This is a genomic window from Streptomyces sp. NPDC048639, assembly GCF_043199075.1.
Taxonomy (GTDB): Bacteria; Actinomycetota; Actinomycetes; order Streptomycetales; family Streptomycetaceae; genus Streptomyces.
The window spans coordinates 380157-399532 of sequence record NZ_JBICVP010000004.1; the positions used below are offsets into that span (position 1 = coordinate 380157).

The 19376-nt window shown below is 70.8% G+C and carries 16 protein-coding genes and 1 pseudogene; 9 read left to right on the plus strand and 8 right to left on the minus strand.

Annotation, left to right across the window (positions count from 1 at the left end):
* The first annotated feature begins 201 nt into the window (after positions 1 to 201).
* On the plus strand, positions 202 to 798 hold the full coding sequence (locus tag ACGFNH_RS13440) for an HhH-GPD-type base excision DNA repair protein (RefSeq protein WP_393653223.1): 597 nt from the start codon (positions 202 to 204) through the stop codon (positions 796 to 798).
* A 37-nt stretch (positions 799 to 835) separates the two neighbouring features.
* Here ACGFNH_RS13440 and ACGFNH_RS13445 read toward each other — a convergent pair whose 3' ends face one another.
* Positions 836 to 1342: a GNAT family N-acetyltransferase gene (locus ACGFNH_RS13445; RefSeq protein WP_393653224.1), complete on the minus strand. Its 507-nt coding sequence runs from the start codon at positions 1340 to 1342 to the stop codon at positions 836 to 838.
* 241 nt (positions 1343 to 1583) lie between these two features.
* On the opposite strand from ACGFNH_RS13445, the gene ACGFNH_RS13450 reads away from it, so the two are divergent.
* Positions 1584 to 2018 carry a ribonuclease domain-containing protein gene (locus ACGFNH_RS13450; protein ID WP_393653225.1) on the plus strand — a complete coding sequence of 145 codons (435 nt, stop codon included), beginning with the start codon at positions 1584 to 1586 and terminating at the stop codon, positions 2016 to 2018.
* Positions 2019 to 2601: 583 nt separating this feature from the next.
* Here ACGFNH_RS13450 and ACGFNH_RS13455 read toward each other — a convergent pair.
* From ACGFNH_RS13455 to upp, 7 genes are all read right to left on the minus strand, one after another.
* Positions 2602 to 3684, minus strand: coding sequence for an alkene reductase (locus ACGFNH_RS13455; RefSeq protein WP_393653226.1), 1083 nt, complete (start codon positions 3682 to 3684; stop codon positions 2602 to 2604).
* Between the two features lie 31 nt (positions 3685 to 3715).
* Complete coding sequence (locus ACGFNH_RS13460) at positions 3716 to 4657, minus strand: pseudouridine-5'-phosphate glycosidase (RefSeq protein WP_393653227.1); 942 nt, start codon at positions 4655 to 4657, stop codon at positions 3716 to 3718.
* Positions 4654 to 4908, minus strand: coding sequence for a hypothetical protein (locus tag ACGFNH_RS13465; protein WP_393653228.1), 255 nt, complete (start codon positions 4906 to 4908; stop codon positions 4654 to 4656). The genes ACGFNH_RS13460 and ACGFNH_RS13465 overlap by 4 nt, the downstream gene beginning before the upstream one ends.
* 93 nt (positions 4909 to 5001) lie before the next feature.
* Positions 5002 to 8817, minus strand: a complete 3816-nt coding sequence (locus tag ACGFNH_RS13470; protein WP_393653229.1) for an amino acid adenylation domain-containing protein — start codon at positions 8815 to 8817, stop codon at positions 5002 to 5004.
* 246 nt (positions 8818 to 9063) lie between these two features.
* Positions 9064 to 9792, minus strand: coding sequence for an HAD family hydrolase (locus ACGFNH_RS13475; protein ID WP_393653230.1), 729 nt, complete (start codon positions 9790 to 9792; stop codon positions 9064 to 9066).
* Positions 9776 to 10648: an EamA family transporter gene (locus ACGFNH_RS13480; protein WP_393653565.1), complete on the minus strand. Its 873-nt coding sequence runs from the start codon at positions 10646 to 10648 to the stop codon at positions 9776 to 9778. Before ACGFNH_RS13480 ends, ACGFNH_RS13475 begins: the two co-directional genes overlap by 17 nt.
* Before the next feature lie 44 nt (positions 10649 to 10692).
* Positions 10693 to 11358: a uracil phosphoribosyltransferase gene (gene upp, locus ACGFNH_RS13485; RefSeq protein ID WP_393653231.1), complete on the minus strand. Its 666-nt coding sequence runs from the start codon at positions 11356 to 11358 to the stop codon at positions 10693 to 10695.
* Positions 11359 to 11638: 280 nt separating this feature from the next.
* On the opposite strand from upp, the gene ACGFNH_RS13490 reads away from it, so the two are divergent.
* The 7 genes and pseudogenes from ACGFNH_RS13490 to ACGFNH_RS13520 all read left to right on the plus strand — a co-directional run bounded on the left by ACGFNH_RS13490 (position 11639) and on the right by ACGFNH_RS13520 (position 19336).
* On the plus strand, positions 11639 to 12082 hold the full coding sequence (locus ACGFNH_RS13490; RefSeq protein ID WP_393653232.1) for a MarR family winged helix-turn-helix transcriptional regulator: 444 nt from the start codon (positions 11639 to 11641) through the stop codon (positions 12080 to 12082).
* Between the two features lie 500 nt (positions 12083 to 12582).
* A pseudogene (locus tag ACGFNH_RS13495) lies at positions 12583 to 12980 on the plus strand (response regulator); the annotation flags it as partial.
* Positions 12981 to 13288: 308 nt separating this feature from the next.
* Positions 13289 to 14212 (plus strand): family 16 glycosylhydrolase, encoded by a 924-nt coding sequence (locus ACGFNH_RS13500; protein ID WP_393653233.1) that lies wholly within the window; start codon positions 13289 to 13291, stop codon positions 14210 to 14212.
* 88 nt (positions 14213 to 14300) lie between these two features.
* Complete coding sequence (locus tag ACGFNH_RS13505; RefSeq protein WP_393653234.1) at positions 14301 to 15782, plus strand: ROK family protein; 1482 nt, start codon at positions 14301 to 14303, stop codon at positions 15780 to 15782.
* A 246-nt stretch (positions 15783 to 16028) separates the two neighbouring features.
* Positions 16029 to 16958: a sugar kinase gene (locus tag ACGFNH_RS13510; RefSeq protein WP_393653567.1), complete on the plus strand. Its 930-nt coding sequence runs from the start codon at positions 16029 to 16031 to the stop codon at positions 16956 to 16958.
* Positions 16959 to 17221: 263 nt separating this feature from the next.
* Positions 17222 to 17863, plus strand: a complete 642-nt coding sequence (locus ACGFNH_RS13515) for a bifunctional 4-hydroxy-2-oxoglutarate aldolase/2-dehydro-3-deoxy-phosphogluconate aldolase (RefSeq protein ID WP_393653235.1) — start codon at positions 17222 to 17224, stop codon at positions 17861 to 17863.
* A gap of 237 nt (positions 17864 to 18100) precedes the next feature.
* Positions 18101 to 19336, plus strand: coding sequence for a cytochrome P450 (locus ACGFNH_RS13520; protein ID WP_393653236.1), 1236 nt, complete (start codon positions 18101 to 18103; stop codon positions 19334 to 19336).
* Positions 19337 to 19376 lie beyond the last annotated feature (40 nt).

Sequence of the window (19376 nt, forward strand, 5' to 3'; positions counted from 1 at the left end):
CCGTCGGTGGCGTGCGGGCGGGTGGCGGTCGCGGGGGAGGGCTTCGGCGGGGGCGGGCGGCCGTACGGAGCCCGACGGGCGTACGAACCCGCGTGGCGATACGGAGCCGGGCGGCGATACGGAGCCGGGTGGGCGGCGTACGGAGACGCGCGGCCGCGCCGAGGTCGCGCGGGCCCCGGCACCCGGGGGGACCATGGGCCTATGAACACGACAGTCCGGCTCGCGCAACAGCCCGAGGCCGATGAGCTGCTCGGACGCAGCCCGCTCGCGGCCCTCGTCGGCATGCTCCTCGACCAGCAGGTCCCCATGGAATGGGCCTTCACCGGCCCGTACACCATCGCGGCGCGCCTGGGCGGTGACGATCTGGACGCCCACGAGATCGCCGCCTACGAGCCGGAGGCGTTCGCCGAGCTGCTCTCGGCCAAGCCCGCCGTGCACCGCTACCCGGGCTCCATGGCCAAGCGTGTCCAGCAGCTCTGCCAGTACCTGGTCGAGAACTACGACGGCGACCCGGCCCGGGTGTGGCGCGAGGCCGCCGACGGCAAGGATCTCCTCGCCCGCCTGAACGCCCTGCCCGGCTACGGCAAGCAGAAGTCGCAGATCTTCCTGGCGCTGCTGGGCAAGCAGTACGGGGTGACACCCGACGGATGGCGCGAGGCGGCGGGCTCCTACGGCGAGGAGGGCTCGTACCGCTCGGTCGCGGACATCACCGGGCCCGAGTCGCTGGGCAAGGTGCGCGCGCACAAGCAGGAGGCGAAGCGCGCCGCGAAGGCCGCGCAGGCCACCAAGAAGTCCTGAGGCTGACAGGGAGTCCTGAGGTCGTCCGGGGGGCCGTTCAGAGGTCGCGTCGCATGCAGACCCGCGGCCATCGGTCCAGCCCGTAGGCCGCTTCCCGCCGCCGGATCGTGCGCAGCCCGGGGGACAGGGCGCTCTCCTGAAGGCGGTGGAAGCCGCAGCGCGCGTAGTAGGGCGCGTTCCAGGGCACGTCGGCGAACGTGCAGAGGGTGAGGGCCGGGATGCCGCCGGCCGTGGCGCGGTCCGCGAGATGGGCCAGCAGGGACCTGCCCACGCCGCGGCGCGCGTGGTGCGGATGGACGGACACCTGCTCCACGTGGAGGTTGCCGTCGACCGGTTCCGCGATGAGGTAGGCGCTGGGGCGGTCGGCGCCGTCGACCGCCACCCAGGCGAGCCCGGCCCGCTGGTAGCGGGCCAACTCGCTTACGGGGAGCGGTGCGTCGTCCGCGATCTCGGGCATGCCGATGTCGCGGAAGCACTGCCCCGCGGCCCTTTCGATGTCCTGGAGGAGCGGGAGTTCCCCGTCGCGGACGGCCCGGATGCTCATGCGGCCATGCTCTCTCGTACCGTGAGTGGCCACCACTCGGTTTCGGGTGTCCGGGGAGATATGTCGACATGTTGTGGCGGTCGTCCCCGGGGAGTCCGGCCGGCAGTCGGAGGGCGACACCAACAGCGTCTCGACTGCCCCGCTTTGGACCCATTTGGATGCGGGGATCCTGTGAACTCCTGGGGAACTTCGGTGACTTGGCGTTGACATGACATGCTCTACGCGCGTCATGCTGAACGGTATGCGAATCCCCCCACGATTCCTCAGGATCGGCGCCCTCGGCGCCCTCTCTTCCGTCCTTCTGATCGGCGGTCCCGCACTCGCGTCGGCGACGCCCGACGCCGGACCCGCCCCCGTCCAGCGCACGCAGGTCGTCCAGCAGGTCGCCGACGTCGGCGACATCTGCGAGTCCAAGCTGCCGAAGGAGGCGAACGAGACTCTCGACCTGATCGAGAAGGGCGGCCCGTACCCGTACCCGGAGGACGACGGCGTCTTCTCGAACCGGGAGGGCGTCCTGCCCGACCAGAAGTCCGGGTACTACCACGAGTACACGGTCGAGACTCCCGGCTCCCCGGACCGCGGTGCCCGGCGCATCGTGACCGGTGAGAAGGACAAGGAGGACTACTACACCGCCGACCACTACGAGTCCTTCGACCTCGTCGACTACAGCTGCTGACGCAGCGTCCGGTTCGAACCACCCGCCGCGGCGGCCGCTTTCCCCCACAAGCGGCCGCCGCTCGGCGTATGCGGCTCCGTGCCACGGCGTTCAGCCGCCCGACCGAGCCCCGGTCGGTCGGCTCGGAGGAGCGGTTGCCGACGACCACGCCTTCGCACGGGGACGTACGGCGCCTTCGCGAGCGGCAGCAGGCGGTGGCCGCGCGCCCTTCGCCCGTCCACCGAGGTACGAGGTCTGCGTCGGCCCGGGATGCGCGACGGCCGCGGGCGCCCGCCCGCAGCCGTCGCGCACGTCGCCTTCCAGGCCCGACCGGGCGCCCTACAGGTCCCGCACAGAGCTTGTCGCCGAACCGTTCTCGCGGATCTCCCGTAACGCCTGGGCGATCAGCGGGCGATGGACAGGACGTCAACCGTGTCCAGGCCGGTCGCGGCGGCTGACGGCGGGGTGTCGGTCACGACGGATCGGCTGACTTCGCTGCTTCTTTCAGGCGGTCGGCGGCTCGGCCGGACAGGATGCCGTGCGTCGCAGTGACACCCCGTGAACAGCAGGAGCATCCGGCGCTCGGCGGACCGCACGACCTGCTTCACCGGCTGCTTCCCTGGCCGAGGACCGGGTAGTCGGTGTAGCCACGGTGGTCGCCGCCGTAGTAGGTGGACTCGTCGGGGGTGTTGAACGGACCGTCGGCCCGGATTCGGGCGGGCAGGTCGGGGTTGGCGAGGAAGAGGGCGCCCAGGGAGACGGCGTCGGCGAGGCCCTCGTCGAGAACCTGCTGGGCGGTGTCCGCGGTGGCCGGGAAGGAGTCCGGCGTGGCGTGCGGGTTGAGCACCAGGCTCCCCTGCCAGAGGGCGCGGATGACACGGGTCACCGGTCGGGTGACCATCTCGGACACCTCGAGGAAGGCCAGCTCCGGCAGGGCCGGCACAAGGGCCGCGTACAGCGCCTCGGTGTCGCCCTCGGCGATGTCGTTGTAGGGGTTGCCGGGCGAGAGGCGCACGCTGGTGCGCTCGTTGCCGATCGCGGCCGCGACGGCCTGGGTGACCTCGACCGTGAAGCGGATACGGCCGGCGATCGAGCCGCCGTAGGCGTCGGTGCGGTGGTTGGTGTTCTCGGCGAGGAACTGGTGCAGCAGGAAACCGTTGCCCGCGTGGATCTGCACGCCGTCGAACCCGGCCTCGACCGCGTTGTGGGACGCGGTGACGAAGTCCTCGACGGTGGCGGCGATCTGAGCCGACGTCAGCTCCCGCGGGACCGGGTAGTCCTGCGGGCCTTCAGGGGTGAAGCACTGGCCCGTGGCAGCGATCGGCGAGGGCGCGACGGACTGATGAGCGCTGCCGTAGAGGGACGGGTGTCCGATGCGGCCGGAGTGCATCAGCTGGACGACGATCCTGCCGCCCCTGGCGTGTACGGCGTCGGTGACGGCGCGCCAGGTCCTGACCTGCTCGGGGTCGTGGAGGCCGGGGGTGTTGAGGAAGCCCTGGCCGACCTGGGAGGCCTGCGTACCCTCCGTGATGATGAGGCCGGCGGACGCGCGCTGGGCGTAGTAGTCGGCCATCAACTCGGTGGCGGTGCCGGAGGAGTTGGCCCGGTTGCGGGTCATCGACGCCATGAGGAGGCGGTTCTTCAGCTCGATCTTGCCGAGCGTGATGGAGTCGAACAGGGAGGGCATGAAGTTCCTTACCGTTGTCAGGAGACCGTTGTCAGCAGCCGGCGGCCTGATGGCGGGCGTAGGCGGCGGCCATGCGGCCCCCGACCTCGGCGGTGGAGATGAGGACGGCCATGTTGGCCTGCGCGGTACGGCCCCCGGTGGCTCTGTCGACCGCGTGCATCAGGTACTTGGTCAAACCCTGGCCGCTGACGCCGTCCCGCTCGGCCTGCGTCAGCGCATCGGCGATCGCGGCCTCGGCCTCGGCGGGGTCGACGGCGTCCTCTTCGCGCGGTGGCGTGGTGATGACCACGCCACCGGGGTGGCCCGCGGCCCAGTGGGTGGCGACGACCGAGGCGATCAGGTCCTCGTCGTCGATGCGGTGCGGGGCCTTCACACCACTGGAGGCGCAGTAGAACGCGGGGAAGTCGTCCGAGCCGCAGGAGATCACCGGGACGCACTGCGTCTCCAGGTACTCCATGGTCAGCTTCAGGTCGAGGATCATCTTCGCGCCGGCGCAGACCACCGCGACCTTGGAGCGGGTCAGCTGGATCAAATCCGAGGAGATGTCCATGGTCGTGTCGGCGCCGCGGTGGACGCCGCCCAGACCGGCCGAGGCGAAGAACGGGATCCCGGCGAGCTCGGCGGCGACCAGCGAGGAGGCGACCGTGGTGGCGCCACGGCCGCCGCGGGCCAGCACCACCGGCAGGTCGCGGCTGGAGACCTTCGGGATGCCGGACTCGGACGCGAAGCGCTCGATGTCCTGCTCGGTCATGCCGACCCGGATCGCGCCGTCCTCGATGCAGACGGTCGCCGGGATCGAGCCGCTCTTGCGCACGGCGGCTTCGACCTCGTACGCCGTCCGGGCGTTGTGCGGGTACTTCAGGCCGTGCGTGATGACATTGGACTCCAGCGCGACGACCGGGCGGCCCTCGTGCAGGGCCTCGCGGACCTCTTCGGTGCAGACGATCGGGATCGCGGAGCTCGCGGGACTCATCGGGTTCCTTCGGTAGGGAGTGGCTCGGAGTGGTTCGGCTGCTTCTCCAGCAGGTGCGCGTTCGCCTCGATCTCCGGCTGGTGCACGGTGTTCGTCCACCGGGACGGCTCGACCGGGTCCCCGGCGATGGACACGGCTCCCCGATCGGTGCCGAACATCCGGGTGACGCGGTGGATCGACGAGGTCACCGGGGCGGCCTTCTCGGCCTCGGTGAACGTGCGGGAGAAGGTGTTGCTACTGACGTGCGGCACGGCAGCGGATCCGTTTCGGTGTGGTGAGGGGGGCCTCGCCCCGCGGCGGGGGAACTCGCGGGGCGAGGGGCTCTACGGGTGACTGGCGCTCGGCTACCGACCGCCGTCCGCGTGCCGGATGTTGGCGATCAGTTCCCCGACGCCGTGCTGCTTCAGCACGCTGTAGTGGTCGCCGTCGAGGTCGATCACCCGGGGCGGCCGGGCGGAGTAGCCGGAGCTGCTCTCCAGGAAGGAGTAGTCGTCGCCGCGCGCCTTGAAGATCGTCACAGGGGCTTCGATACGGCGCTCCTGCAGTTCGCGGAAGGTGTACTCGAACTCGTAGGTCTCGGCGATGACCCGCGTGATGCGGCGAATCGTCCCCTCGTCGAGAGCGGGCATCCGCTTGTGCACGAAGGCCACGAAGGAGTTCTCGTCCGTGACCTCACGCAGGCAGGTCTCTACGGCGGGGCCGTGGGCGGTGCCGGCGAACACGGAGAACAGGATGGTGACGTAGGCCGGGTTGGCGAACGAGGCCTCGCGGCCCCAGCGCTGCCCGTCCTGCCCCCGGACCTCGGGGTTGCCGGGGCATATCAGCAGTACGGTCTCCACCTTCTCGCCGAACTGCTCCAGCTGCCAGGCCGCCTCGAAGGCCACACGGGCGCCGAAGGAGTAGCCCCACAGCGTGTACGGTCCCGAGGGCTGAACCCGGCGGATCTCGGCGATGTCGGCCATCGCCATCTCCCGAATCGTCGGGTACGGCACCTCGCCGGGGTTGATGCCGTGCGCCTGGATTCCGGTCACCGGCCGATCGAGGTCCACGCCCCCTGCGAGCAGCCGCAGGTTCATCGGGTAACCGCCCAGTCCCGGCCAAGCGAACACCGGGGTGCCGGAGTCGGCGCGGTGGAGCGGCACCAGACGGGAGCTGCGCACCGGCGCACCGCCGTCGACCCGGGCGGCCAGGTCCTCAAGCTTCGGCGTCTCGAAGAGCACCTGGAGGGGGAGCTGCGTCCCGAACTCCTTGTTGATCCGGTTCACCAACGCCACGGCGTGCAGGGAATTGCCGCCCGAGGCGAAGAACTCGTCCTGAGTGGACACGCTCTCGTAGGTGAGCATCCGGCCCCACTCGGCCGCGATCCACTGCTCGGTCGGCGTCGCCGGGGCGACGTAGACGCCCGAGGCGTTGGCCGCAGTCACCTCCGGCAGCTGAACAACGGCCTTGGCATCGGTCTTGCCGTTCGCGCAGAGCGGCAGTTCGTTCACCACGACCACCCGCGCGGGGATCATGTAGTCGGGCACGAACTGCGCGAGGTCGTCGCGGATCACCTCCGCCGGGCCCTGGGTGTGTACGGCATCCTCGTTCATGCCCTCGTGCGCGGTCTGCTCGGACGTGATGAGGCCGCCGACGAAGAAGTACGAGGCAGGGGCCGCAGGGATCTCAGCGGCGGCGAGCAGGTCGTCCAGGCGCCGTGAGGCCGGCAACGGGTTGCCGGTCTTCGAGGAGTACCCGGACGACATGAAGCCCATGCCCGGGATGCGCTGGAGCCGGTGCAGCAGCGTGCCGAGCACGATGTAGTGGCGCCATTCCTCCTCCGCACGGGACACCGCGCTGATACCGATCGACGCCCGGTCGTACACGCCCTGGTTGATGGCGATGACGTGCCGCCGCTCCACCATCTGCTCGCTCAATGACTGCAGTTCCCCGTCCCGGTAGCGGTACGAGCCGGCCGGCAGCCCGGCCACTCGGTCGCCGTGTGCCTGCACGAACAGCTCGACCTCGTCCGTGCGCTGGCGTCCGTCGTGCGCGGTGACGGCGAAGGTGCCGAGGTAGTGGTCCTCGTCGGCCACGTCGAGCCGTGACGTGACGGAAGGGTCGAAGCCCAGGGGGCTGACGGTCAGCCCATGGCTGGGCAGGACCTCCTCCAGCACGCCGAGTATGTGACCGGTCTCGAACTCCAGCACCTCGACGATGTTGTTCTTGTAGACGGGCTCGATGGCCTGCCGCTTGCCGAGGAAGTGCAGCTTCAGGCCGGGGGTACGGCCGACTTCGGGGAGATCGCCGACGCGGACCAGGGTGTGGTCGACGGGGTGGTGGTAGTAGACGCCCGACAGGCCTGCCGGCCCGTCGACCTCCAGGTAAAGCTGGGTGGCGTAGAGGGCCCCGGGCGAGGCGTAGGCGTACTTCGACAGCAGCCGCTCCTCGCTGCGGAACGGGCCCAACCAGCGGAGAAGCGCGCCGAGTTCGCCGAGCGTCAGGTCGGTGACCTCACGCGGTGCGGCGGCCTCGACCGACCGTGGGGCGAGCAGTCCGAGCACGTCGTCGACGGTCATCCCGCCGCCGTCGTAGAACCGGTAGCTCTTACGGGCGAAGGCCACCCGCCGCTGCTCCTCGGTGCCCTCCCGACCGGGCAGTTCGATGGCATGGCGGCCCGCCAGCTGCTGCTCCTCGCGCAGGCCCGGGTTGGAGAGCTGGGCCTTGACCTGGAGCTTTGACGCCTTCGACTGATGGTGGGCGGCGTCGCTGCGGCCCTGGTCCATCACCGCGGCCGTACGCTCGTTGAGCTCGACCGCTGCGACGAGGGTCTTGCCACCGGTGCGGGGGTCGTCGGTGACGACCGCGGCGGCCTTGCGCACCCAGGTGTGCTCCTCGATCCGTGAGGCGACCTCTTCCAACTCGACCCGGTAGCCGCGCAGTTTGACCTGGTTGTCGGTGCGGCCCATGAACTGGATCGTGCCGTCCGGGTTCCAGTGGGCGAGGTCACCCGTGCGGTAGAGGCGCTCGGCAGGGTCGAACGGAGATGCAAGGAAACGATCCTGTGTCACCTGGGGCAAGCCGATGTAACCGCGGGCCACCTGGATTCCGCCGATGAACAGCTCCCCGCTCTCGCCGATGTCCACCTGCTGGTGGTTCTCGTCGAGGATGTAGCAGGTGACGTTGTCGGCCGGGACGCCGACCGGGATGATCCCGGGGGACGACTGGTCGAGGGCGTCCGGGTCGACCCAGAACGACGTGGCGTTGATGGTCGTCTCGGTCGGGCCGTACAAGTTGACCAGCGAGACGCCGGGCAGCGCACGGAACAGGTCCTGTGCCAAGGTGCGGGTGAGGGCCTCACCTCCCGAGAAGACGTCCGTCAGGGAGGAGCAGGCGCCGAGCTCTTCGCTGTCGACGAGAGCCTGCAGCAGCGTCGGCACACCCTGCAGGGCGGTCACCCGGTGCTCGCAGATCATGGTGATGATGCCCTGCGGGTCCCGGAAGAGACCCGGGGTGCCCATGACGACCCGGGCGCCGACCGCGCACGCCAGAATCTCCCACTGGGCGGCGTCGAAGCTCATCGGCGTCTTCTGCAGGATGGACACGTCCGGGCCGAGGTGGCCGCAGTTGTCCAGCCAGCGCAACTGCGAGACGATGCTGCGCTGTTCGATCATCACGCCTTTGGGTTTACCGGTGCTGCCGGAGGTGTAGATGACATAGGCGAGATGATCGCTCTGAGCGTCGGGCAGCGTGAGAGGGGTGCCGACCGCCGGGGCGTCGGCGGCTGTGACCACGGTCGTGCCCTCGGGGACCAAACGGCAGAGCCGGTCGCGCAGGTGCGGCTGGGTGACGACGACTCGGACGCCCGCGTTCTCGACCATGTACCTCAGCCGGGCCTCGGGGTACTCGGGTGACATCGGCAGGTAGGCGGCGCCTGCGGTGAGGATGCCCCACACACCGGTCACCAGATCCGCGGAGGGTTCGGTGTAGAGCCCGACACAGGTGTCGGGTGCGACGCCGAGCGCGGCCAGGTGGGAGCCCAACCGGTCTGCCTCGGCCTTGAGTTCGTGGAAGGTGAGGTCACCGCCGACGGCGGTGACGGCGATGTCGTCGGGGCGCAGCCGCGCCTGACGGTGCAGCAGGCTGCGCAGCGACGCGTACTCGGATAACAGTCCGGACATGGGCGCCTGGATGGTCATTGCGGGTGATCCCCCGTGGTTGTGGGTTGGAAAAGGCCCGGCCGGTGGCCGGGCCGACTGTGCCGGAGTTGGTCTGTTCTGCCGGCACACGATGTGGGTGAGGACGACGGCCGCGATCGCGGCCGCCGCCGAGCGGCTGCAGCGGTCAGAGGGGCAAGCTGCCGGCAGCCCCAGCCCCCCTCGTGCGAGGGCGGCTGGAAGGCGTGTCAGGCGTTCGGGATCGGCGCCCTACAGGGTGCCGAGGAGGTGATCGACGACCGCCGGGAAGGTCTCCACCGTCCAGGTGGGCTCGGCGGCTTCGAGTTGGGCCGGGGAGTGGATGCCGTACGTGACGGCGATGGAACGCATGCCGGCGTTGTGAGCCATGAACACGTCGTGCGTCGTGTCTCCGACCATGATGGCCCGGCTCGGGTGGTGGCCGAGTTCCGCGGCGATGAGGAGGCCTGACTCCGGAGCCGGCTTCGGCTGGGTGACGGCGTCCGCGCCGACGACCATGGCGAAGTCGTCGCGAATGCCGGCCGCCACCAGAAGGACGTCGGCGCTTGCGGTGAACTTGCTGGTGGCGACAGCCAGGGTCATGCCGTTGGCGCGCAGGCGAGCGAGACCTTCGACCACGCCGGGGTAGAGCAGTGTCCGGGCCTGGGGCACGATCTGCTCGCGATAGAGCACCTGGTAGCGCGCGACGGCCGCCTCCACGGGGTCGGCCGTGGAGGGGAGGCCCATGAGGTATGCGAAGGCCTCGGCCAGGGGGCGGCCGATGGTGCTGCGGATCGCGTCGGCGGTGATGCCGTGGATGCCGAGCGAGGCGAAGGTGTCGGTGAAGGTCGTGACGATGGCGTTCGGCGTGTCGATGAGGGTGCCGTCGAGGTCGAACAGGACCAGGCGTGTCATGACCGCTCCTGTGTCGGGCGCAGCCGGCGGCTGCGCCGCCTCGGTGATGTCAGGCGACTGGGTCATGAGTCCGCTCCTTCACAGGGTGGATGTCGTCGTGCGGTCGGACTTTTCGCGCGGGCATTCTCTGGACGAGCAGGACCGAGGCCACCACCGTCACCGCGCCTGCCGCCTGAATGAACGTCAGCTTCTGGTGAAGGAAGGCGTAGCCGAGGAGAGTTGCCGCCAGCGGGCTGGCGAAGCCGAGCATCGACACCGTCAGCGCGGGCAGCCGCTCGATGCCGCGGAACCAGACGGCGTAGGCGAAGAGCGCCCCGATGAGGCTGAGATAGCCGAAGCCGGCGATGTTGGACCCGGTCAGGCGAGCAGGAAGACCTTCGGTGAAGAGGGCCACCGGGGCCAGCAGCAGGCCGCCGACGGCGAGCTGCCAGCCGGTGAAGGTGAGCAGGCTGACACCCGGTGGCCGGCCCCAGCGCTTGGTCAGGACGATCCCGGTTGCCATGCAGGCGGCTCCGCCCATGCCGGCGAGCACTCCCACCGTGTCGAGTTCGGCCTTGGGGCCCAGGACCAGCAGCCCGACGCCGAGCGCCCCGAGCAGGCAGGCGGCGACCTGCCGGCCGCGTATCGCTTCCCGCAGCAGCAGTGCCGACAGCAGCAGGACGATGACCGGCTGGATGGAGCCCACGAGTGCGGCCACTCCACCGGGCAGGTGGTACGCGGCGACGAAGAGCAGGTAGAAGAAGACCCCGATGTTCAGGGCCCCCAAGGCGAGGGCACGCCACCACCATCTGCCCTGGGGCAGGGTCCGGCCCACCGCGGTGAGGATCAGTCCGCCTGGCAGGGCCCGGACCGCCGCCGCGAGCAGGGGACGGTCGGGCGGCAGTAGTTCGGTGGTCACCAGGTAGGTGCTGCCCCACACCATGGGTGCCAGGGCCGTCAGCGCCGAGTCGAGCCCGGTTCGGTCCTTCACGAGGTGCCGGCCCGCGGGAGCGTGCCGAAGAACCTGTCCCCGAAGTCCCCGATCCCGGGAACCATGAAGGCGTGTTCGTTGAGACCGTCCTCCACGGCGGACGTCACGATCCGCACGGCCGGGGCCTCACGGCCGACGCGCTCCAGTCCCTGAGGCGAGGCCAGGAAGTTGATCAGCACGATCCTCTCGTCCTGAACTCCGCTGCTGCGCAGCACATCCAGCGCGGCGAGCGCCGAGCCCGCTGTGGCGAGCATGGGCTCCAGCAGGAGGACATGGCCTTCGGCGATGTCGGCGGGAAGGTTCTTGTAGAGCAGATCAGGAAGCTTGGTCCGCTTGTCCCGCTGAATCAGGATCTTGCCGATGCTGATGCCGGGCAGCATCTCGCGCAGCTCCGTCTCCATGCTCTCGCCCGCGCGCACCACCGATACGCCGCACAGGGGCGAGGTGAAGCCCAGCCCGTCGTACGTCTGCCCCACCGGGGTGGTGACCTCGCGCTTGTCGAAGGGCAGCAGATCCAGCCCCGCTTCGAGAAGCAGGCGGATGATCCTCCGGGAGAAGACCGCGAAGTCCGTCTGGGAGGCGTTCTTGTCACGGATGACCGTGTGCATCGCACGTAACTGATTGGTCTGCGGCAGCAGCACCACATTGCTGACCGGTGTCATAGGTCCCCTCCTGGCGGCAGGCGAACGCGGCACACAACTGCCGCTCGGAGCCGTACCGCTGAACTGCGCCGGGCGCAGACGATCACCGTCTGCACTCCGGCCTCACGTCGAAGTGTTCATGATCGAACGTTCCGATGTCGAACTGTTCACCGATGCTAGAAAGTTGCTAGCTTGGTGTCAAACAGTTTGATGTCGAATGTTCGGGTGTCGAATGAATGACGTAGTTGACGTGATCCTGAATCAATGGGCTGATAAACGAGCAGATCTGGATGTCTCACCCATGGCGCCCATCGGCCGAATCCACCGCGCGTACCGGCTGCTCTCCAAGGAGATCAGCGACCACATGCACACCCACGGCCTCGAGTCGTGGGAGTTCGACGTGCTGGCCACCCTCTGGCGCAACGGCCCCCCGCACACCCTGACTCCGAAGGACCTGGTGGCCACCTCGATGGTCGGGTCGTCCGCGCTGACCAACCGGGTGGACCGCCTCGTGCGCCGCAATCTGGTGACGCGTCAGGTCGACCCCGACAACCGCCGCCGACTGCTCATCACCCTCACCGACGAAGGGCGGGCGCTCGTCGACCGCGTGGTGGTCAGCCACGTGGAGAACGAGCGCCGCCTCCTCGGTGGCCTCCAGGAGGACGAGCGCGAAACCCTCAACCACCTGCTCCGCAAACTCCTGCTCAGCCTCGGAGACGCTCCCCACGCGGCATTCCGCGACTGAGGGGAAGCCGGCGACCGTCAAAGGCGTCCGGCTCGGTGCCGACGCCCCGGAGGCGGCGAGCCCTTCGGGTCCCGGGGCCGTACGGACGTGGAGTCCGAGGCGGTAGGGGAGTCCGGCCCGGACGCTGCGACGGCATGGCCGGTCCCGTCCGGTCCCGCCTGCGCGCCCTCGGCGATGTCACTGAGGGCGCCTTCGGTCTCTCCCGAGTCGTGACCGGTTTCCCCGGGGCGGCGTGCCGGGTGCTGCCGGCCCTCGGTCGGTACCGCCCCGATGTCCCGCAACTCCGGCCGATCCAGGGCCGATTGACCACACGCGGCCATGGTCAACGGCGGCTCCCTGCGAGGGCCAATGGCGGCTCCTCGCGTGGGCCAATGGCGGCTCCCCGCGGGGGCCTTGCCGAGACCAGGGCTCGCTCATCTCCCCGATCGGCAGGGAGAGCGGCGCGCGGGAGAGCCGATCCTGGTGCTGCTCGTGGAGACGACCCGCTCGTACGGGCCGGGTTGCGGCTCACTCTCGGCGGCACGTCCGACGTCGAGATCGCGGGCAAGGCGGCGGATAGCGTTGAGGCGCTTTCCCCGTCGACAGGCAGGAGCCGGATGTGGTGCTGGTGGGCATCTGCATGCCCTACGGACGGCCTCGCGACGGCAGTGAAGCTGCGGCGGCACGAACGGGCCCCGGAGGTCGTCACGTTGACGACCGTCAATGAGACGATCATACACGGCGCGCGCTTCGCCGGGGCCGCCGGCGCGGGCGGTCGGCAACGGGCGGCCGTGACTTCGTGATGAGCGTCGCGACGGTCAAGGTGGTCTCGCGCATCCTGACCCGGCTCGGCCTCAATGACCCTGTCCGGAACGCGCTGCTCGCAAGCGACGCCGGACTGCCGGACGGTGAAGCGGAGCTGTGGCGGGGGCTGCGCGCGGGAGCGGTGGGCCCAACTCCCTTCGCGGCCCGAAGGCTTGACGGCCCTTTCCCGTATCGGTTAAACCAAGTCGTGAACTAAGGTTCAGACCAATCCCCGGTGAGAGCTCCATGCCCCGTCGGCGGCTTGTTGTATGGCAGGTGCATGCCACCCGCATGCTCCTGCCCGGACTTCCGCCCGCGGACCCTCCCCCCCCCGGCAGCCCCCGCCATGCCCACCCGGACCGGCCACTCGGTGCGCCGGACCACCGGAACGGCGGCGGGACGCAGACGAAGGAGCACCCCCACATGACCACCAGCGATACGGCCACATCCACCGCCCAGGACCCGGACCGCGACGGGGCGCCCGCCACACGCAGGCGCACCCGTACCCGTACGGCCGTGATCGGTGCGGCGGCCGCGGCAGCCCTGACCGCGACGTTCCTCGCCCCCTCCGCACAGGCGGGCCCCGCCGCGCAGCGCGCGCAGTCCCCGGCCGCCGTCACCTTCAGCGACGACTTCGACGGTCCGGCGGGCAGTCCGGTCGACGGCAGCAAGTGGCAGCTGGAGACCGGCGACAACGTCAACAACCACGAGCGGCAGTACTACACGAGCGGTACGGACAACGCTGCCTTGGACGGTCAGGGAAATCTGGTCATCACGGCGAAGAAGGAGAACCCGGCCGACTACCAGTGCTGGTACGGCCGGTGCGAGTACACCTCCGCCCGCCTCAACACCGCGAGCAAGTTCACGCAGAAGTACGGGCACTTCGAGGCGCGGATGAAGCTGCCGAGCGGGCAAGGGGTCTGGCCCGCGTTCTGGGCACTCGGCGAGGACATCGGCAGCGCCGGATGGCCCGCCTGCGGTGAGCTGGACATCATGGAGAACGTCGGCAAGGAGCCGGGCACCGTCCACGGCACCCTGCACGGCCCCGGGTACTCCGGCGAGGGCGGCATCGGCGCGGGCCACACGCTCCCCAACGGCGAGAAGTTCTCCGACGACTTCCACACCTTCGCCGTCGACTGGGCCCCGGACTCGATCACGTGGTCCGTGGACGGCACCGTCTACCAGACCCGTACGCCCGCCGATCTCAACGGCAACAAGTGGGTCTTCGACCACCCGTTCTTCCTCATCATGAACTTCGCGGTCGGCGGCTACTGGCCGGGCGACCCGGACGACAGCACGGTCTTCCCCCAGCAGCTCGTCGTGGACTACGTACGCGTCACTGCGTAGTTGACGCCCCTGCGCATCCCCGGAGGTCACCCGGCAGGTCGCCCGGAGCCCTACCGCAGGCTAGGTTGCCTGCGGGAGGGAGACACCCATGGGCGAGCCGAGCCGGCGGACCGTGCGCGATCTGCGGCGCGCCAACCGCGCCCTGCTGCTGCGGCATCTGTACTTCGAAGGCCCCTTGAGCAGACAGGAATTGGGGCCCGCCACGGGTCTCAGCTCCGGCTCCGTCAGCAATGTCGTCGGCGAACTGGTCGCGGACGGGCTGGTCGAGGAGGCAGGCTCGGCGGCCTCCGACGGCGGCCGCCCCCGTACCCTCCTGCGCGTCGCTCCCGGCAGTGGGCGTCTCGTCGGCGTCGACGTCGGCGAAACCCGGGTGCGTGTCGCGCTGTTCGACCTCGCGCTGGCCGAAATCGCCTCTGCCGACCTCCCGTTGGCGGGGCACGGGCATGACGTGGACCTCGTCGTCCGGCTCATCCTCGACGGCCTCGACGCGGTCCTGAACGACGCGGTCCTGAACGACGCGGTGCTGAATGATGCAGTCCTGAACGACGCGGTGCTGAACGATGCGGGCCTCAGCGACGCGCCGGTCCTCGGTATCGGCATCGGCGTACCCGGCATCGTCGACGCCACCGGACCCGATGGGGCCGTGGTCCACGGTCAGGCGACCGGCTGGGACGGCGTACCGCTCGAAGCGCTGCTGCGCCGGTCGACCGGCCTGCCTCTGCACATCGACAACGGTGCCAAGACGCTGGGCCGGGCCGAGACGTGGTTCGGCGCCGGCCGCGGTGCCCGCAACGCCGTGATCGCACTGATCGGCTCGGGCGTCGGCGCGTGCGTGATCACCGACGGCGCGCCCTACCGGGGCGCGTCGAGCAGCGCCGGGGAGTGGGGCCACACCACGCTCCGGGTCGGCGGCCGCCGATGCCGCTGCGGCGCCCTCGGCTGCCTTGAGGCCTACGTCGGCGCGGCGGCCGTGCTGGACCGCTGGCGCGAAGCGGGCGGCGACCCGACCGGGCCGGACGAGGAGTCCTCCGTCGCCGAGCTGATCGCGACCGCGGACCGCGGAGATCCGGCGGCGGGCGCGACCCTCGACGAGACCGCGGAGTACCTCGGCGCGGGCATCGCCGACCTCGTCAATCTCTTCAACCCCGAGCGGATCGTGCTCGGCGGCTGGGCGGGCCTGATGCTCGGGCCCCGGCTCCTGCCCGCCGTACGGACCGCCGCAGCGGCTTACGCCCTGCGCCACCCCTGTGCCCAGACCTCGATCGAGCTCGGGCGCCTCGGCCCGGACGCGGTGACGGTCGGCGCGGCCACCCTTCCGCTGGGGCGTTTTCTGGACGGCGGAGGAGCTGGACGGGCCCCCGAGCGCGTACCGGATCCCGAGCGCCGCCCCGCCATGGGGCGCTTCCCGGCCCCCGGCCACGCGCCCGCCCCTGAACACGCCTCCACCCCCGGCCACGCGCCTGCCCCTGAACACCCCTCCACCCCCGGCCACGCGCCTGCCCCTGAACACGCCTCCACCCCCGGGCACGCGTCCGATCACGTACCGGCAGCGGTGCGTCGTCCGGCCTGACCAGGCGTCCATCCCGGGCCGGCCATCGCAACCCGACGGCCGCCCGACCCTTCCCGGCCGGACGGGCCGGACGGGCCGAACAGCCGGACCGGCCGGACGAGTGGGGCCGGGAACGCCGTGCCCCGGCGCGGGCGTTGCCGCAGCCGACCGGTACGGTTCCGGCAGATGCGAGCGTACGAGGCGTACGGGCGAGCAGCGGAGGCAACGGTGGGCAACGGGCCCTGGGTGGTCACCTGCGGGGAGGCCATGCTGCTGCTCCTCGCGGAGCCAGGCATTCCGCTCGACCGCGCCGTGCACTTCCGCCGCTCCGTCGCGGGCGCCGAGTCCAATGTCGCCGCGGGCCTCGCGCGCCTCGGCCACCCCACGCGCTGGATCGGCCGGGTCGGAGCCGACCCGGCGGGCGAGGCCGTGCTGCGCGAGCTGCGTGCCGACGGCATCGACGTGTCGTACGCGGAGGTGGACGAGGACGCTCCCACCGGGCTGCTGCTGCGCGACAGCCACCCGCGGCGGGCCATCGACGTCCAGTACTACCGAGCGGGATCCGCCGCCTCCCGGCTGGCGCCCGGGCACCTGCGCCCGGAGGCGCTGGACGGCGCCCGGCTGGTCCACGTCTCGGGGATCACGCCGATGCTGTCCCCGACCGCGGCCGAGGCGACGGCCCGCCTGATCGAGCTGGCGAGGGCGGCCGGCGCGACCGTCTCGTTCGACCCCAATGTGCGGCGCAAGCTCGGCGGCGCCGACGATTGGGTACGGACGGTCGGCCCGCTGCTGCGCGAAGCCGATCTCGTCCTCGCGGGGGAGGAGGAGCTGGAGCTGCTCACCTCGCGGCCCGCCGATCAGGCCGCGGCCGAGCTGCTGGACGCGGGCCGCCCCCGTACGATCGTGATCAAGCGTGCGGACCACAGCGCGACCGCCGTCACGGGCGGGGCGCAGTGGACCCAGCGGCCCTTCGAGGTGCCGCTCGCCGATCCGGTCGGCGCGGGCGATGCCTTCGCCGCCGGTTACCTGTCCGGTCGGCTGCGCGGACTGTCCGAGCCGGAGGCGCTGGCCGAAGCGGCCTGTGTCGCCGCGCTCGTCGTCCAGGCCCCGGCGGACACCGACGGTCTGCCGACCGCCGCCGCCCGGGACCGTGCGCTTGCCGCCTTCACCGAGGGCGGGGATTCCGTCCACCGATGACCCGCCCATCGCCGTCCGCCCCCACGCCGACCCGCTGATCCGACGGCCGGCCCGGCCCAGAGCCCACCGGCCCCGAGACTCCCCCCAAGAGCACCACGTACGACAGAGCACCACGTACGACGCACAGAGCACCACGTACGACGCACGCTGGACCACGTACGACGCACAGAGCACCACGTACGACGCACGCTGGACCACGTACGACGTATCGCGTATGACGTGCGACTCGACGCGCGCCCGACCGAGAAAGGCGGCCAACTGCCGTGTTCCGCTGGGAGATCACCCGTGCCGCGCTGGCACAGCGGGTCTTCGCCATCATCCGTACCGGGAGCTACGACGAGGCCGCCGCCGCGGCCGACACCCTGATCTCCGGGGGGCTCAGAGCCCTGGAGATCTCGCTGACCACGCCCTTCGCGCTGGAGGTCGTCACGACCCTGAGCCGTGAGGTCGGTGACGAGGCGCTCATCGGCGCCGGGACGGTGCTCGACGCCCCGTCCGCGCGCATGGCGATCGACGCGGGGGCCCGCTTCCTCGTCTCGCCGTCGCTGGACGCCGAGGTGATCCGTACCGCCCATCGCTACGGCGTGCCGATCTTCCCCGGTGTCGCCACCCCGAGCGAGATCGTGCGGGCCATGGAGCTCGGCGCCGACGCCATCAAGGTCTTCCCGGCGTCGGACCACAGCCCGCGCTGGATCTCGGACGTGCGGGCGGCGCTGCCGCAGGCACCGCTGCTGCCGACGGGCGGCGTGACGGTCGAGGACGCTCCGGACTGGATCGCGGCGGGTGCGGCCGCCGTCGGCCTGGGTTCGGCTCTCTCGGAGGGGGACCGTGACGCCGTGGCGAAGAGGGTCGCGGACCTTCTCGCGCGGGTGGCGGAGGCGGCCCCTCCGTCCAGCACCGTCTGACGCGCCTGCGCCGGGCGGGCCCGGCGCCGCCCGGGTGCCACTTGGCCCCGCCTGGTGCCGCCCGGCCCCGATCGGCGACGTTCGATCCGCGATGCTTTGGGCGTCGAAGACCAGGTGGCGGGCGCATTTCCCGTCGGCGGCCGGAGTTGGCCGAAGTCCGATCCTCCATCCGGCCGACGCGGCACCTGCGTGCGCCTGCCTAGGGTGGCGTCAGTCGACCGAAGGGCGGGGCAGCTCATGGCCGAGCGCACGGAACCGGAGAAGACCGCGATCGTCGATCTCACCGCCGACGGGGGAGCGGCGTTCAGTGCCGACCCCTACCCCGTCTACGCGGAGCTGCGCGCCCAGGGCCCCGTGCACCGCATCCGTACGCCCGAGTTGGGCGAGGTCTGGCTGATCGTGGGCCACGACGAGGCGCGCGAGGCCCTGAGCGACGGGCGATTCAGCAAGGATTGGCGCACCGCGGGATGGTGGGACGGCTCCGTCACCGCGCTCAACGCGAACATGCTGGAGGCCGATCCGCCGCACCACACCCGGCTTCGGAAGCTGGTGGCACGGGAGTTCACGCCCCGCCGCGTCGAGGCGCTGCGCCCGCGTGTCCAGCAGATCACCGACGAGCTGCTGGACGCCATGCTGGCCGGGGAGGACAGCCGCGCCGATCTGGTCGACGCCCTCGCCTTCCCGCTCCCGATGACCGTCATCTGCGAGCTGCTGGGCGTACCGTCCCTGGACCGCGAGACCTTCCGCGGGTGGTCCAACGAGATCGTCGCCGCCACCAGCAAGGAGAACGAGGCCGCTGCGGTCGCCGCGATGCACGACTATCTCGTCGAGCTGATCGAGGACAAGCGGTGCAGTGAGCCCGGCAAGGACCTGATGAGCGCTCTGATCCGTACGCGCGCGGAGGACGGGGACCGGCTCTCCTCGGACGAACTCCTGGGCATGGCTTTCCTGTTGCTCGTCGCCGGCCATGAGACCACCGTCAACCTCATCGCCAACGGTGTGCACGCCCTCCTCACGCACCCGCGTCAACTGGCCGCCCTGCGCGGCGACTTGTCCCTCATGGACGACGCGGTGGAGGAAATGCTGCGGTATGAGGGGCCGGTGGAGACATCGACGTTCCGTTTCACCCGCGAGGCGGTGGACATGGGCGGCACGGTCATTCCGGCGGGACAGCCGGTCCTGGTCGGCCTCGCCTCCGCCGACCGCGACCCCTCCCGATTCCCCGCCGCGGACCGCTTCGACATCCGCCGGCCGGCGATCGAGGGGGGAAGCCGCGCCCATCTGGCGTTCGGCCACGGCATCCACTACTGCCTGGGAGCCCCGCTGGCCCGGCTGGAGGGCCGGACCGCGATCCGTACGCTGCTCGAACGCTGCCCGGAGCTCGCCCTGGAGACCTCGGACCCCGCGGCGCTTCCCCGCCTCCCCGGCCTGCTGATGCGCGGCTTCCGGAGCCTTCCGGTGCGCTGGGCGTGACGCGCGGGCGGCGCCCCGATCGGCTGCAGCCTGCCGCCCG